Genomic DNA, 13,314 nt, shown 5'->3' with positions numbered 1-13,314 from the left:
CCGGCCGTTGACGGTGGCCGGGGTGGTCAGAAGCCGATGCGGGCGGTGCCGCGTGCGTCCCGGCAATAGATCTTGCGTTCGCGCACCAGGCCATCGCGGCCGTGGATGCACAACGGCAGGCCATCCTCGCGCGCGCGCATCCAGCCGGCCGCGATCGCAGCTTCCTGGGTCGGGAAATGCAGCGCGGTGTCGTCACCACCGTTCTCCAGGCCTTCGATGGTGAGTGCCCATCCGCCGTCGCCGGCGTATTCGGCGTTGTCGGTTGCGGCGGGAAGCACGTGGATGCTGCGTGACGTCATGGTGTTCTCCGGAGGGCGTGGGCTGACTCTTGATTTTTAAGCGACGGCGCCGCCGCGGGTATCCGTCGATGTCCTACAAGCGCACGCGGTGACCGCCGGTCGCGCCGTCGGCTGACATCCCGGTAGGACGAAAGCCGACTTTTTGCGCTGCGGTGCGTTGCTACGATCCAATTGCCGGTCGGGCAAGCGGCTGCCCGGTCCCAAGCCATTCCGATCCACTCCATCCTGGCGGCGCATGCCGCATCCACACGAAGCAAGGAGATCGTCATGAGAAAGCTATTTGCACTGTTTGCCCTCGCTGGCGTGATGCTGGTCACGGGTTGCAACACCATGGCCGGCGCAGGCAAGGATATCGAGCGCGGCGGCGAGAAGGTACAAGGCGCGGCGGAAAGCACCAAGCAGAAGATGTAAGTCCCGCTGCCTGCCGCCCTGGCATTGCTACGGCCCGCGTCTGGTGACGCGGGCCGTTGTCTTTGCCACGGCGAATTCAATGTGCGGCCGCCGCCGGGGCCTGCGCCGCATCGAGGTGGTTGCGGCGCCAGCTGGCGGGCGGCAGGCCGAACTCGCGCTTGAACGCGCGGCTGAACGCGGCCTCGGAATCGTAGCCGACCGCGCCCGCGACCTCGCTGATGGAACGGTTGCCACTGCGCAGTTCGGCGGCCGCGGAGCGCAGCCGCCAGTGCGCCAGGTACTGCATCGGTGGCTGCCCCAGCAGGTCGGTAAAGCGCTGCGCCAGCGCCGAGCGCGACAGGCCCACGTTGCCCGCCAGCTCATCGACCGTCCACGGGTAGGCCGGCCGCGCGTGCATGCGCGACAGCGCCCGCCCCACATAGCGGTCGCGCAGGGCGGCAAGCCAGCCGCTTTCATTGTCAGGCAGGGTGTCGATGCAGCGCCGCACTGCCTGCACGAACAGCAGCTCTGACAGCTTGGCCAGCACCGTGGCGGTGCCCGCACGCGGTTCCGCCGCTTCAGACGTGGCAAAGGCCAGCGCCGACGCCAGCCATGCCGATTCCAGCCCGCTGCCCAGCCCCACCTTGAACAGCCGCGGCAGCGACGTCAGCAAGGGGTTGCCCATGGTGTCGTCGAACCCCAGGAAGCCGCACACCATGCGCGTGGTCTCGCCGCCGCCGCCGTAGGACACGCGCATGACCTCGCCCGGGCTGTTGCGCAGCATGTCGTACACCAGCGGAGCGGATGGCAGTGGCTGCAGGCGCAGGTCGCTGCCCAGCACGTGCGGCTCGCCCTGCGGCACCACCAGCAGTTCGCCGGTGTCGACGCGCAGGCCCGGGCCGGTGCCGTCGACCAGGCGCGCCCAGCAGACGCCTTCGGTAATCAGGTGGTAGGAGACGACGCGGTCGGCGCGGGGCAGGAAGGCGGCGCGCAATTCAGCATCCGCTTCACTGATCAGGCACCACGGCGACTTGAACTCGCCGTTCAGGAACACGGCGCCGCTGAGCTGCACGGCGCGCAAGAGGTCGGACAAGGCATCCATGGTCACATTCCTCCAGATCCGGTGTTTCGCGCAAGAAAGCCGGACGCCCGATCATACGGGCAAGGGGACCGGGCTCCGATACTAGCACCGTGCCTGGCGCCATACAACGCCGCAGCGCACGTATCAGACTAGCCGGAGACAACACCATGGAAACCCTTTCCGCAGCGGATGCCAGCGCAGGCGCACAGGCCGACTGGCTCGGCCTGGCCGCGACCCTGGGCCGCACCTTCGACGCACGCGCGCCAGAGATCGATGCCAGCGGGCAGTTCGTCAGCGCCAACTACGACGACCTGCGCGCGCACCGCTTCTTTGCCGCGGCCGTGCCGCAGGAACTTGGCGGCGCCGGGCTGTCGCACCAGGAGCTGGGCGCGGTGCTGCGCGAGCTGGGCAAGTACTGCGGATCGACCGCGCTGGCGTTTGCCATGCACACCCACCCGGTGGCCACGGCCGCGTGGCGCTGGCGCAATCAGCAAGCGCCGGTGGAGGGGCTGCTCAAGCGCGTGGCGGGCGAGCAGATGGTGCTGCTGGGCAGCGGCGGTTCGGACTGGCTGCAGGGCAGCGGCAAGGCTACGCGCGTGGATGGCGGCTATCGCGTGGATGCGCGCAAGATCTTCGCCAGCGGCGCGCCGGCGGCGGACCTGTTCATGACCTGCGCCGTCCATGACGATCCGGAGACCGGGCCCACGGTGCTGCATTTCGCGCTGCCGATGAAGTCGCCGGGCGTACGCGTGCTGTCGAACTGGCACACGCTGGGCATGCGCGGCACCGGCTCGCACGATGTGCTGCTGGAAGGCGTGCTGGTTCCGGATACCGCCATTGCCGCCCGCCGCCCGCAAGGCGTGTGGCATCCGATGATGCATACGGTGGCGATGATCGCGCTGCCGCTGATCTATGCGGTCTACGTCGGCGTGGCCGAGGCCGCGCGCGATATCGCGCTGCAGCTGGCGCGCCAGCGGCGCCTGAGCGCGCATGCGGTGGAAGCCGCCGGGCGCCTGTGCAACGAGGCCGATGCCGCGCAGCTGGCGCTGGATGCGATGTTCGCGGCGGCATCGGGGCAGGCGCCGGGCGCGGTCACCACCAACCGCATCATGTGTGCCCGCACGCTGGCCGCGCGCGCGGTGCTGGCAACGGTCGAGGCGGCGATGGACCTGGCCGGCGGCGCGGGCTTCTATCGCGATGCCGGGCTGGAGCGGCGCTTTCGCGATGCGCAGGGCGCGCGCTTCCATCCGCTGCAGGCCGGTGCCCAGCAGGAGTACGCAGGGCGCATGGCACTGGGGCTGGATCTCGACGCGCCGCCCGGCGAGGTGCGGCCTGCCGCGCAATGATCCCCGCCCTGGCGCCGCTGCCGTATGACACGCAAGCCTGCAACGACAGCGGCCAGGACGACCCGGCCCGCGCCATCAGCCACGACGGCGCGGCGCGGCGGGCCTTGCGCGATGCGCTGGGGCAGTTTGCCACGGGCGTCACCATCGTCACGGCCGCGGACGCCGACGGCCAGCCGGTCGGCGTCACGATCAATGCCTTTACCTCGGTGTCGCTCGCACCGCCGTTGCTGTTGTGGTGCCTGGCACGCAGCTCCGGCAGCCTGGCGGCGCTGCGTGCGGCGCCTTGCCACGCGATCAATGTGCTGGGGAGCGGGCAGCAGGCCTTGTGCCGGCGCTTCGACCGCTTCGCGGGCGTCGATTGCCGCCCCGGGCCGTTCGGCACGGTGCTGATCGGCGGCACGCTGGCGTACTTTATCTGCCGGCACCACTCGGTGCGCGTGGTGGGCGACCACGTGATCTTTGTCGTGGAGGTGGTGGCCTATGGATCGACGCCGGGCGCGCCGCTGGTGTTCCACGCAGGCGGGTTTGACGTACCAGCGCCTTAGCCGCGCTTGCCCGCGATCACCAGCGCAATGCCGCCCAGCACCGCGGCAGCGCTCAATGCCAGCCGCAGGCTCAGGGCTTCACCGAGCAGCGCGATGCCGCCTGCCGCCGTAATGACCGGCACGCTCAGTTGCACGGTGGCGGCGGTGGCGGCCTTCAGCTGCGGCACCACGGCATACCAGATGACATAGCCCAGCCCGGAGGTGATGGCGCCGGACAACAGCGCATAGGCCAGCCCAGCGCCGTCCAGTGAACGCTGCGCCTGCATCACCGCACCCAGTGCCAGCGCCATCGGCACCGCGCGCAGGAAATTGCCCGCGGTGGTGGAAGCGGGATCCGCGGCGCGCCTGCCGCGCAGCGAATAAACGCCCCACGCGATGCCGGCCGCGATCATCAGCAGCGAGGACAGCAGCGGCGGCGTGGCCAGCCCCGGCAGCAACAGCCACACCAGCCCGGCCAGCGCCAGGGCCAGGCCAATCCATTGCTGCAAGCGCATGGGCTCGCCGGCATAGAGGCCATAGCCGGTCATGGTGGCCTGCACCGCCGCGAACAGCAGCAGCGCGCCGGTCCCCGCGGTGAGGCGCACATAGGCAAAGGAAAAGGCCGCGGCATAGCAGAACAGCGCAAGCGCGGAGATCCAGTTGCCTTCCACCTGCGGCAGCCGCTGCGCCACGACCGTGCGCACCAACTGGTGCCGCGCCACGACGATGACCCACAGCACCAGCGCCGCCGCGGCGACGCGGGCCAGCGTAAAGCTGGCCGCGTCGATGGTGGTGCCTTTCAGCGCGAGCCGGCACAGCAGTGAATTGCCGGCAAAGGCGAGCATCGCCAGCGCGGTCAGCACCACGGTGTTCGCGCGCGGCATGCGGCGGGGCGGCGGCGGCTGCGTGGTTCAGGCTGCGGGCGGTTCGTCACCGATGGCGAACGAGGACAGGTGCTCGATCGCCCTGACCAGTCCGGAATGATCCCAGCCCGCGCCGCCCAGCCCGCTGCAGACATTGAACAGCTGCTGGCACGACGCCGTGTTGGGCAGGCCCACGCCGAGCTGGCGCGCGGTGGACAGCGCCAGTTCCAGGTCCTTCTGGTGCAGCGCGATGCGGAAGCCCGGGTCGAAGGTGCGCTTGATCATGCGTTCGCCATGCACTTCCAGGATGCGCGAGCTGGCAAAGCCGCCCATCAGCGCCTCGCGCACGCGCGCGGGATCGGCGCCGGCGCGGGCGGCCAGCACCAGCGCTTCGCTGACCGCCTCGATGGTCAGCGCCACGATCACCTGGTTGGCCACCTTGGCCACCTGGCCGTCGCCGGCCTCGCCCACGCGCGTGATGTTCTTGCCCATCAGCTGCAGGATCGGCAGCACGCGGTCGAATACTTCCTGCTTGCCGCCGGCCATGATCGACAGCGTGCCCGCCTTGGCCCCGACCTCGCCGCCGGAGACCGGCGCATCGATATAGTCGGCGCCGAGCGCTTCGATGCAGCGCGCGAACTCGCGCGTGGCGATCGGCGAGATCGAGCTCATGTCGATCACGGTAACGCCGCCTGCCGTGTCGGCAAGGCCGTCAGCGACCCCCTTCTCGCCAAACAGCACCCGCTCCACGTCGGGCGTGTCAGGCAGCATCAGGATGATGGTTTCCGACTGCTTCGCCACCTCCTCGGCGCTGGCGCAGGCATTCACGCCAGCGTCCTGCAGGTCTTGCGGCACGCCGCTGCGCGTATGGGCGAACACGGTATGCCCGCCGTCGACAAGGTGCTGCACCATGGGCTTGCCCATCACGCCAAGTCCGATAAAGCCGATCTTGCTCATGTCAGTGTCCGGTAGTGGTCAGGCGCGAGGCCGGCCGTGCGTCGCGCACGACGCCGGGTTCATCTCTGATGATAGTCAGTCGCACGCCAGCGCAGACAGCGGCCCCGGCGCAGGCTGCGCGCCGGCGCGCGCGGCCGCCACCCGCGCGGCGGCATCGTCCAGCTGCGCCAGCGTACCGGCGTCAACCGGGACATGGGCGGCGCGGGCGGCGCGCCAGGCCCGTTCGGGCTCGCCCGGCAGGCGGATGCCATCCTGCCCCGGCTGCAGCCGCGACGCCTTCATCCAGTCGGCGAACGCCGCCACTTCATGCCCGAATGACGTGCTGGTGCCCAGGCGTGCGGGATCGAACACGATCGCCAGCATGTTGTTCCAGACCGCATGCTGATGCCGCAGCGTTTCGGGGCGGATGGTGTGGCCGCCGGTGACCGCGGCGCCCAGCAGCTCGCACATCACGGCCAGCACATGGCCCTTGTGTTCGCCAAAAGGCCGCAGCGCGCCTGGCGGCGCGCCGTCGGCGGGGTACATCACGGCAGGGTCGGCGCTGGGCTCGCCATGCGCGTCCAGCAGGCAGCCGGGCGCCACCGGCACGCCCTTGTTGTGGGCCACGCGCACCTTGCCCAGCGCGATCGCGCTGGTGGCGAAGTCCAGCACCAGCGGCGGCTCGCCCGCCACCGGCACGCCGATGGTGAACGGGTTGGTGCCGTAGCGCGCATCGTAGCCGCCGTGCGGCGCCACGATGGGCTTGGACAGCACGTTGACGAAGTGGATCGAGATCATGCCGGCAGCGGTGGCCTGCTCGGCCCAGTGGCCCACGCGGCCCAGGTGGTGCGACTGCCGCAGGCCCATCACGCAGACGCCATGCTCGCGCGCGCGGCCGATGGCCATTGCCATGGCCTGCGCCGTCACCGCCTGGCCCATGCCGCGGTTGCCGTCCAGGCTCAGCATGCTGCCGGCATCGTGCAGCACCCTGGCCTGCTGGTTCAGCTGCAGCTCGTCGGCCTGCCAGGCCAGCACATAGCGCGGGATCATGCCGACGCCGTGCGAGTCATGCCCGCTCAGGTTGGCGCCGACCAGGTGGTCGGCCGTCAGGCTCGCCTCTTGCGTGCTGCTGCCCGCGGCAAGCCAGAGATCGGCCACCCACTGGTGCAGGGCGGCGGTAGGGATGCGGTGTTCGCTCATATCGGCCTTGGCTAGGGATGAAAAAAGCCCCGTGCCGTGTGACGGCAACGGGGCTTCATGATACGGCCGGCGCGAGCCCGGTGGCGCCGGCATGGCCGGTGATCGGCTACTGCTTACTGGCGCAGCACAGCTTCGGCAGGTGACTGGCCAAGGATTTCGCGGATACGGGCCAGGTAGGTATCGCCTACTGCGCGGTGCATGCGCGCCGCCTCGGCCGCGAACTGGCGGCGGCTGGGCGGGCGGATGCCCAGGCTGCGGCAGATCGTTGACAGGTAAGGCTTGCGCTGGCCGCCCAGGCGCAGCGCCGCGGTCTGCAGCGCGGCATCGCCGATGCGCCCGCGCAGCCAGGCCAGCACCTGGCGGTCATAGTCGTTTTGCACACGGATCAGGTGTTCCATGGACGGGACTCCTACTGTTCATCCATACAGGTACTGTAAATATATACAGTATCCAGCGGGACGCAAGGAGTTTGTCCAGGAACACTTCGGGCGCACGGCCAAGTCGACTACAAGCCACCCAGGGCATTCACAGTGAACGCCAGAATCCCCATGTTGAAAAGGAACGCGGCCACGCAGTGGCCCAGGACCACCCTGCGCATGTGGGCGCCGGCGATGGTCACGTCAGAAGTCTGGAAAGTCATGCCCAGCGTGAAGCTGAAATAGAGGAAGTCCCAATAGCTGGGGTGCTGCACGCCTGGCACCTGCAGCCCGCCCTGGTCGCCGGTAGCGGTCTGGAGATAGTAGAGATGTGCATAGTGCAGCGTGAAAACGGTGTTGGCAAAAAGCCAGGACAGGATGAGCGTGGCGACGATCAGCGCGATGTCGGCCCAGTGCGGTGTCTCGGGGCGCGCGATCAGCGTACCGATTGCGACCAGGATCACCATCGAGAGCAGCACCGTGATCGTGAGCAGCGCTGTGCGGTTGGCATCGTTGTGTTCCGCCGTGCGCCGCATGGCAGCAGGATCGGCGCGCAACAGTGGCAGCGCGGCGCCAAGGAAGACAAGGGCCGCGAGATCGAAACCGATCAGCAGGGCGATGCGTGGCTCCGCGCCGAGCGCACCCGCGGCAACGGTCGCAACGATCAATATGGCGCCGCACAGCAGAAAGCGTGCGGGTGCAATGCGCTTGCCGATAGCGAAGCGGGCGGGTCTGTTCATGGGGGTATTCATCCGGATGACCCTTCGTCAGGAAAGGAGGCTGGTCTTCCGTGAATAATATCCGTGCCGTCGCGCAGTTTGTAACGCTGCATGCGCCTTTCATTTGGCGGCATCGAGGTCGATAATGGCCCTGTGCCATGACCGGCAAGGAGAGACGCCATGACCAAAAGCTCTTCCTCCACGGATAAGCCCGATCTCGCCCAGGGCGTGCCGCTGGCTGACATTGCTGACGGCGGCATGGTGACAGGCCAGGTTGGCGGCAAGCCGGTCTTGCTTGTGCGTTGGGCTGATGAACTGTTTGCCATCGGTGCGACCTGTACCCACTATGGCGCGCCACTGGCGGACGGCCTGCTGGTCGGCGACACGATCCGATGTCCGTGGCATCACGCCTGCTTCAGTCTTCGCACCGGCGAGGTCCTCGGGCCGCCCGCCCAGGACGATCTGAAATGCTGGCGCGTGGAACAGCAAGACGGGAAGGCCTTCGTCCGCGAAGCGCTGCCGGCGATGCGGCCACCGAGGCTTGCCTCGGCCCGACTCCCTGAATCCGTGGTGATCATCGGCGGCGCCGCCGCCGGGACTGCCGCGGTCGAAACCCTGCGGCGCGAAGGCTATAGCGGCCCAGTCACGCTGCTGAGCGCCGATCGCTCATTGCCGTACGATCGGCCGAATCTGTCGAAAGACTACCTCGCCGGGACAGCAAACGCGGACTGGCTGCCAATGCGGCCACCGACGTTCTACGCGGATCACGACATCGACGTGCGCTCTAACAACCGTGTCGTCAAGCTCAGCCCCGCGCAAAAATCCGTCACGCTCTCGGATGGCAGCAACGTGAGCTACGGCGCGCTTCTGCTTGCCGTCGGTGCCGTGCCGATACGGCTCGACGTTCCTGGCGCAACCTTGCCGCACGTGAGCGTGCTCCGTACGCTGGCCGACTGCGACGCCTTGATCGCGCGTCTCGGCATGGCACGCCGATGCGTCGTGGTGGGCGCAAGCTTTATCGGGATGGAAGTCGCGGCGGCGCTGCGAACGCGAGGACTGGAAGTGCATGTTGTCGCGCCCGAAGCGCATCCGATGGAGCGGGTCCTGGGCGCGACGCTCGGCGACATGATCAAGGCGCTTCATGAATCGCACGGGGTAACGTTCCATCTCGGGGCCACGGTGGCAGAGATTCAACCGGATCGGGTGAGATTGTCGACCGGCGCGGAGCTGGCCGCCGACCTGGTCGTGACCGGGATCGGCGTTCGCCCCGACGTGGGCTTGGCGCAGGACGCCGGCCTCGCGCTGGACAAGGGCGTGGCGGTCGATGAATTTCTCCAGACCAGCGAACCTGGCATCTATGCCGCGGGCGATATTGCGCGCTGGCCCGACCCGGGAACGGGCCAGCGTATCCGCGTCGAACACTGGGTGGTCGCCGAGCGCCAGGGCGTGGTGGCAGCGCGAAATATCCTGGGACAGCGGCAACGCTTTGCGGCAGTGCCTTTCTTCTGGACCCAGCACTATGATGTGGCCATCAACTACGTGGGCCATGCGGAGCAATGGGATCGTTTCGATGTCGACGGCGATCCCGCCGCGCATGACTGCACGGTGACCTATTGGAACAAGGACAAGCGGCTTGCGGTTGCCACGGTCGGGCGCGATCTGGCGAGTCTTCGGGCGGAGGTCGCGATCGAGCAGCAGGCGACAGGAACCGGGGCGTGATCGACTGACCGTGGCCGCGCGCGCCTGCGAGCGCGGTGCAGGTTATTCAAATTGGCGGCTCCCTTTGAGCGATCGGGCAGCAGGGGCTTCGCGGTCCGCAAGTCCTTCAAGCAGGTCGGCCGACGGGACAAAGAACAGGCTACCGGTGACTGCCTTGCTGAAATCGAGCAGCCGGTCGTAATTGCCGGGCGGCAATCCGACGAACATGTTCTCGAGCATCTTCTCGATCGGCGCGGGCGAACGGGCGTAGCCGATGAAGTAGGTGCCGAACTCGCCCGCGCCCGGGCGGCCGAACGGCATGTTGTCACGCAGGATCTTCACCTCCTGCCCGTTCTCGACCAGCGTGGTCAGTGAACTGTGCGATGACGATGGCTTGACCTCTTCGTCCAGTTCGATGTCGGACAGCTTCTTGCGCCCGATGATCAGTTCCTGCGTTTCCACGGGAAGGGCATTCCACCCGGCCATGTCGTGCAGATACTTCTGCACGATGACGTAGCTGCCACCGGCAAACTCGGCATCCTCGTCGCCGATCACCGTGAAATCGACCGCCTCGCGTCCGGCCGGATTCTCCGTGCCATCGACAAAGCCGATCAACGCCCGCATGTCGAAGTTGCGAAAGCCGTGCACCTCGTCGACAACCTGGATTGCATTGCCAAGCTTGCCGAGCAGTTGCGTGGCAAGCTCGAAGCAGAGGTCCATCGATTCGGCGCGGATGTGCAACAGAAGGTCGCCCGGCGTGGCGATGGCGACGCGATCGCCGGTGCCGAACTCCCGGAACGGGTGCAGTGCCGCGGGACGGGGCTTGCCGAACAGCCTGTCCCAGGCGTCGGCGCCGAAGCCGCAGACACAGGACAGGTTGCCCGACGGCAAACGATGGCCAACCGCGCGCACGACGGCGGCAACGTCGGCACACCACGCGCGGACGGTGTCGGCGTGGTCGTCACCGTCGGTGAGTGTCGCAACGATGAATATGGCGCTGCGGGTGACCGTGCCGGAAACGGCCTGTGGTTCGGGAACCTTTGTAGGCATCGGGCTCTTCATGTTGGTTATACCGAATCGGTTTGCGGGCTGACGGAAGAGAATTCAACGCATAAGCCTACACGAATTGAGTGGTGCCTCTGACCTTTCATTTTCTCCTGGCCAGGAAGTGTCAGTTGCGGTTGCCAATCCAGCCAGCTGGAGCAAGGCCTGTGCCCGTGGCGGCATCCTTGGAAAGTCAGGCGGTCCGGCGCGCCGCAAGCGCTGCAGGGCCTGCGCGATGGACAAAATGTCCATGTTGAGCCAGGTCTCTCGGGTCAATCTGTCCATCTAGCTGCCACTTAAGGCATCGCTTATAGGCACGCAAAGAATCGCTGAATTTACCTTAGGTGGCCAGGCAATTATCTTGTCTCCAACGATGCAGGAACACTAAGCACAGCGGCATGGATGCACGCATCAGCAAGCCTCATCGGCCATTCAAACAAGGATAGGGGAGACCATGCATGATCACGACGAGGAAACCCCGACGACAGTCCCTGATGGTCTCCGTCACGTCAGGCTGGCGGGCTATCTGACGCGGCCATGATCGTCGGCACGGCAGGACATATCGATCACGGCAAGACCAGCCTGGTCAGGGCGCTGTCGGGCATGAATACCGACCGCCTGAAGGAAAGGAAGGCGCGCGGTTTCTCGATCGAGCTTGGCTATGCGTACGTGCCGCTCGAGAACGGCGACGTGCTCGGCCTGGTCGATGTCCCGGGCCACCAAAAGCTGATTCACACCATGGCCGCGGGCGCGAGCGGCATCGACTTCGCGCTGCTGGTGGTCGCCGCCGATGACGGCGTGATGCCGCAAACGCGCGAGCACCTGGCGATTGTGCAGCTGCTCGGCATCCGGCGCGGCGCGATTGCGCTGACCAAGGTCGATCGCGTGAATGACGCGCGGCTGCGGCAGGTGCGTGAGGAGATCGCGTCTTTCCGGCGCGGCAGCATGCTGGAAGACGCACCGGTTTTTGAAACCTGTGCAATGCGCGCCGACGATCCGGGTGTGAACGCGTTGAAGCGGCACCTGCATGCGGCGGCGGCCGCGTCGCGAACGAAGCGCGACGACGGGCTGTTCCGCCTTGCGGTTGACCGGGTCTTCACGCTTGCCGGGCAGGGGACGATCGTGACGGGAACCGTGGTGTCCGGGCGCATCCATGTCGGCGACAGGGTGTTGCTCGCGCCGAAGAACGAGTCTGTGCGCGTGAGCGGCATCCATGCGCAGAATCGTTCTGCTGCTACCGGGCGGGCAGGACAGCGCTGCGCGCTGAACCTGGCCGGCATCGACAAGGGCGCGATCGAGCGCGGTGACTGGGTGGTCGATGTGCGCCTGGCGCAGGCGTCGGTGCGCATCGATGTGATGCTGACCCTGTTGCCGGACGCCCCTGCGCTGGAGCACTGGGCGCCCATGCATGTTCACCTGGGCACGCAGCATCAGGTGGCGCATGTCGCGCTGCTCGATGGCCCGACGCTTGCCCCCGGCCAGCGCGCGCGCGTGCAGCTTGTGTTCGAGCGGCCTGTGTGCGCGCTGCCTGGCGATCCCTTTGTCGTGCGGAACGCGCAGGCCAGCCGCACCATCGGCGGCGGCGATGTACTGGATCCGTTCGCGCCCGCGCGCAAGCGCCGTTCCCCGGCGCGGCTGGCGTGGCTCGACGCGATGCAGGCCATGCTTGACACCGGCTCGGTTGGCACATTGCTCGAGCAGGCGCCAAACGGGCTGTCGCGCGCGCTGCTGGAACGGCTGAGCGGCATGCCGGCGGCGGCAATCGAGCTGCCGCGGGACACGCGCGTGATCGAACTTGCGAACGACGATGCCTTGCTGGTGTCGAGCGCGGCGTGGCGGGCGCTGGCGGCGCGACTGACCACTGCGCTCCGGCAATTCCACCAACGCTCGCCGGATGTGCTGGGCCCGGAGGTGGCGCGTTTGCGCAGGATCGCCGCACCGCTCGCGCAAGACGCGTTGTGGAGTGCGATCGTCGATGACGCCTGCGCGCGCGGCGAGATCGTCAGGAACGGCCCCTGGCTACACCTGCCCGGGCACACCGTGACGCTCGACGATGCGGATCGCTCGCTTGCCGCGACACTGCAGCAGGACATGAAAGCGGGGCGCTTCGATCCGCCATGGGTGCGCGAGCTGGCGAGCGCGCATGGCGTGCCGGAGGACAGGGTGCGGCAACTGATGCGCAAGCTCGCGCGTCATGGCGAGACGTTTCAGGTCGTGCATGATCTCTTCTACGATCCGGAGGCCATTCGGGAGCTGGCCTTGCTTGCCGCTGCCGACGCCAGCAGGAACGCCGGCACGGTCGTCGCCGCGGCGTTTCGCAACACCACCGGGCTCGGACGCAAACGTGCGATCCAGGTCCTGGAGTTCTTCGATCGCGTTGGCTATACACGCTTCGACCGTGGCCGGCACATGGTGCGCACGGACAGTCGTTGGCTGGAGTTGCTTTGACAGGCGACGACTGCCTCCCTACATTCATCAGCAGCGGAGTATGTCTTGAGCGTCAGCACTGAGCAGGTCACCGAAGCCCTGCGCACCGTCATCGACCCCAATACGGGCAAGGACCTGGTCTCCACCCGCTCGGCCAGGAATATCCGTGTCGACGGCGGCGATGTCTCGCTGGAAGTCGAACTCGGCTACCCCGCGAAGAGCCAGCTTGATCCGATCCGCAAGCTGGTGGTGGCTGCGGTGCGGCAAGTGCCGGGCGTGAGCAATGTCAGCGTGGCCGTGACCATGAAGATCGTCGCGCACGCGGTGCAGCGCGGGGTCAAGCTGCTGCCGGGCGTGAAGAACGTGATTGC

14 protein-coding genes are annotated in these 13,314 nt (G+C 67.4%); 6 read left to right on the top strand and 8 right to left on the bottom strand.

Annotation, left to right across the window (positions count from 1 at the left end):
* Positions 1-26: 26 nt before the first annotated feature.
* On the bottom strand, positions 27-299 hold the full coding sequence (locus tag AC3WLE_RS21905; protein WP_492319224.1) for a DUF2188 domain-containing protein: 273 nt from the start codon (positions 297-299) through the stop codon (positions 27-29).
* A gap of 267 nt (positions 300-566) precedes the next feature.
* Between AC3WLE_RS21905 and AC3WLE_RS21900 the strand changes: the two genes are divergently transcribed.
* Entirely contained in the window at positions 567-710 is a 144-nt protein-coding gene (locus AC3WLE_RS21900; RefSeq protein WP_010809655.1) for an entericidin A/B family lipoprotein, read from the top strand.
* Positions 711-786: 76 nt separating this feature from the next.
* On the opposite strand, the gene AC3WLE_RS21895 is transcribed toward AC3WLE_RS21900, so the two are convergent.
* Positions 787-1,791, bottom strand: a complete 1,005-nt coding sequence (locus AC3WLE_RS21895; RefSeq protein WP_492319225.1) for an AraC family transcriptional regulator — start codon at positions 1,789-1,791, stop codon at positions 787-789.
* Positions 1,792-1,937: 146 nt separating this feature from the next.
* On the opposite strand from AC3WLE_RS21895, the gene AC3WLE_RS21890 reads away from it, so the two are divergent.
* Both AC3WLE_RS21890 and AC3WLE_RS21885 read left to right on the top strand, forming a co-directional pair.
* Positions 1,938-3,116 carry an acyl-CoA dehydrogenase family protein gene (locus AC3WLE_RS21890; protein ID WP_492319226.1) on the top strand — a complete coding sequence of 393 codons (1,179 nt, stop codon included), beginning with the start codon at positions 1,938-1,940 and terminating at the stop codon, positions 3,114-3,116.
* Entirely contained in the window at positions 3,113-3,661 is a 549-nt protein-coding gene (locus tag AC3WLE_RS21885; RefSeq protein WP_492356151.1) for a flavin reductase family protein, read from the top strand. Before AC3WLE_RS21890 ends, AC3WLE_RS21885 begins: the two co-directional genes overlap by 4 nt.
* Here the strand turns inward: AC3WLE_RS21885 and AC3WLE_RS21880 are convergent.
* From AC3WLE_RS21880 to AC3WLE_RS21860, 5 genes are all read right to left on the bottom strand, one after another.
* Positions 3,658-4,524, bottom strand: coding sequence for a DMT family transporter (locus tag AC3WLE_RS21880; protein ID WP_492350900.1), 867 nt, complete (start codon positions 4,522-4,524; stop codon positions 3,658-3,660). The two genes, AC3WLE_RS21885 and AC3WLE_RS21880, sit on opposite strands and share 4 nt — an antisense overlap.
* Positions 4,525-4,551: 27 nt before the next feature.
* A complete protein-coding gene (locus tag AC3WLE_RS21875; RefSeq protein ID WP_492319229.1) occupies positions 4,552-5,460 on the bottom strand; it encodes a 2-hydroxy-3-oxopropionate reductase in 909 nt (302 codons plus the stop codon).
* A gap of 75 nt (positions 5,461-5,535) precedes the next feature.
* On the bottom strand, positions 5,536-6,639 hold the full coding sequence (locus AC3WLE_RS21870; RefSeq protein ID WP_492356152.1) for a malate/lactate/ureidoglycolate dehydrogenase: 1,104 nt from the start codon (positions 6,637-6,639) through the stop codon (positions 5,536-5,538).
* Positions 6,640-6,752: 113 nt separating this feature from the next.
* Complete coding sequence (locus AC3WLE_RS21865) at positions 6,753-7,037, bottom strand: CppA family protein (RefSeq protein WP_492319231.1); 285 nt, start codon at positions 7,035-7,037, stop codon at positions 6,753-6,755.
* A 107-nt stretch (positions 7,038-7,144) separates the two neighbouring features.
* The gene (locus AC3WLE_RS21860; protein ID WP_492319262.1) at positions 7,145-7,795 is read right to left on the bottom strand and encodes a DUF1345 domain-containing protein; all 651 of its coding nucleotides are present in this window, start codon (positions 7,793-7,795) and stop codon (positions 7,145-7,147) included.
* Between the two features lie 159 nt (positions 7,796-7,954).
* Here AC3WLE_RS21860 and AC3WLE_RS21855 point away from each other — a divergent pair, with 159 nt between their 5' ends.
* Entirely contained in the window at positions 7,955-9,493 is a 1,539-nt protein-coding gene (locus tag AC3WLE_RS21855; protein WP_492356153.1) for an FAD-dependent oxidoreductase, read from the top strand.
* Between the two features lie 42 nt (positions 9,494-9,535).
* Here AC3WLE_RS21855 and AC3WLE_RS21850 read toward each other — a convergent pair whose 3' ends face one another.
* The gene (locus AC3WLE_RS21850) at positions 9,536-10,534 is read right to left on the bottom strand and encodes a Dyp-type peroxidase (RefSeq protein WP_492356154.1); all 999 of its coding nucleotides are present in this window, start codon (positions 10,532-10,534) and stop codon (positions 9,536-9,538) included.
* A 519-nt stretch (positions 10,535-11,053) separates the two neighbouring features.
* Here AC3WLE_RS21850 and selB point away from each other — a divergent pair.
* Positions 11,054-12,964 (top strand): selenocysteine-specific translation elongation factor, encoded by a 1,911-nt coding sequence (gene selB, locus AC3WLE_RS21845; RefSeq protein ID WP_492350898.1) that lies wholly within the window; start codon positions 11,054-11,056, stop codon positions 12,962-12,964.
* A gap of 45 nt (positions 12,965-13,009) precedes the next feature.
* Positions 13,010-13,314: iron-sulfur cluster assembly protein (locus tag AC3WLE_RS21840; protein ID WP_492350897.1), on the top strand; the 305-nt coding region annotated here is incomplete at its 3' end.

This window comes from Cupriavidus sp. FW306-1B-F12B (genome assembly GCF_058781795.1).
The sequence above is the reverse complement of the archived record's forward strand: the minus strand, read 5'-3'. Positions and strand labels throughout refer to the sequence as shown.

What these genes read in the sequence shown, in the direction of transcription:
- AC3WLE_RS21905 (WP_492319224.1), bottom strand. Translation starts at nt 299, where the DNA reads ATGACGTCACGCAGCATCCACGTGCTTCCCGCCGCAACCGACAACGCC.
- AC3WLE_RS21900 (WP_010809655.1), top strand. Translation starts at nt 567, where the DNA reads ATGAGAAAGCTATTTGCACTGTTTGCCCTCGCTGGCGTGATGCTGGTC.
- AC3WLE_RS21895 (WP_492319225.1), bottom strand. Translation starts at nt 1,791, where the DNA reads ATGGATGCCTTGTCCGACCTCTTGCGCGCCGTGCAGCTCAGCGGCGCC.
- AC3WLE_RS21890 (WP_492319226.1), top strand. Translation starts at nt 1,938, where the DNA reads ATGGAAACCCTTTCCGCAGCGGATGCCAGCGCAGGCGCACAGGCCGAC.
- AC3WLE_RS21885 (WP_492356151.1), top strand. Translation starts at nt 3,113, where the DNA reads ATGATCCCCGCCCTGGCGCCGCTGCCGTATGACACGCAAGCCTGCAAC.
- AC3WLE_RS21880 (WP_492350900.1), bottom strand. Translation starts at nt 4,524, where the DNA reads ATGCCGCGCGCGAACACCGTGGTGCTGACCGCGCTGGCGATGCTCGCC.
- AC3WLE_RS21875 (WP_492319229.1), bottom strand. Translation starts at nt 5,460, where the DNA reads ATGAGCAAGATCGGCTTTATCGGACTTGGCGTGATGGGCAAGCCCATG.
- AC3WLE_RS21870 (WP_492356152.1), bottom strand. Translation starts at nt 6,639, where the DNA reads ATGAGCGAACACCGCATCCCTACCGCCGCCCTGCACCAGTGGGTGGCC.
- AC3WLE_RS21865 (WP_492319231.1), bottom strand. Translation starts at nt 7,037, where the DNA reads ATGGAACACCTGATCCGTGTGCAAAACGACTATGACCGCCAGGTGCTG.
- AC3WLE_RS21860 (WP_492319262.1), bottom strand. Translation starts at nt 7,795, where the DNA reads ATGAACAGACCCGCCCGCTTCGCTATCGGCAAGCGCATTGCACCCGCA.
- AC3WLE_RS21855 (WP_492356153.1), top strand. Translation starts at nt 7,955, where the DNA reads ATGACCAAAAGCTCTTCCTCCACGGATAAGCCCGATCTCGCCCAGGGC.
- AC3WLE_RS21850 (WP_492356154.1), bottom strand. Translation starts at nt 10,534, where the DNA reads ATGAAGAGCCCGATGCCTACAAAGGTTCCCGAACCACAGGCCGTTTCC.
- selB (WP_492350898.1), top strand. Translation starts at nt 11,054, where the DNA reads ATGATCGTCGGCACGGCAGGACATATCGATCACGGCAAGACCAGCCTG.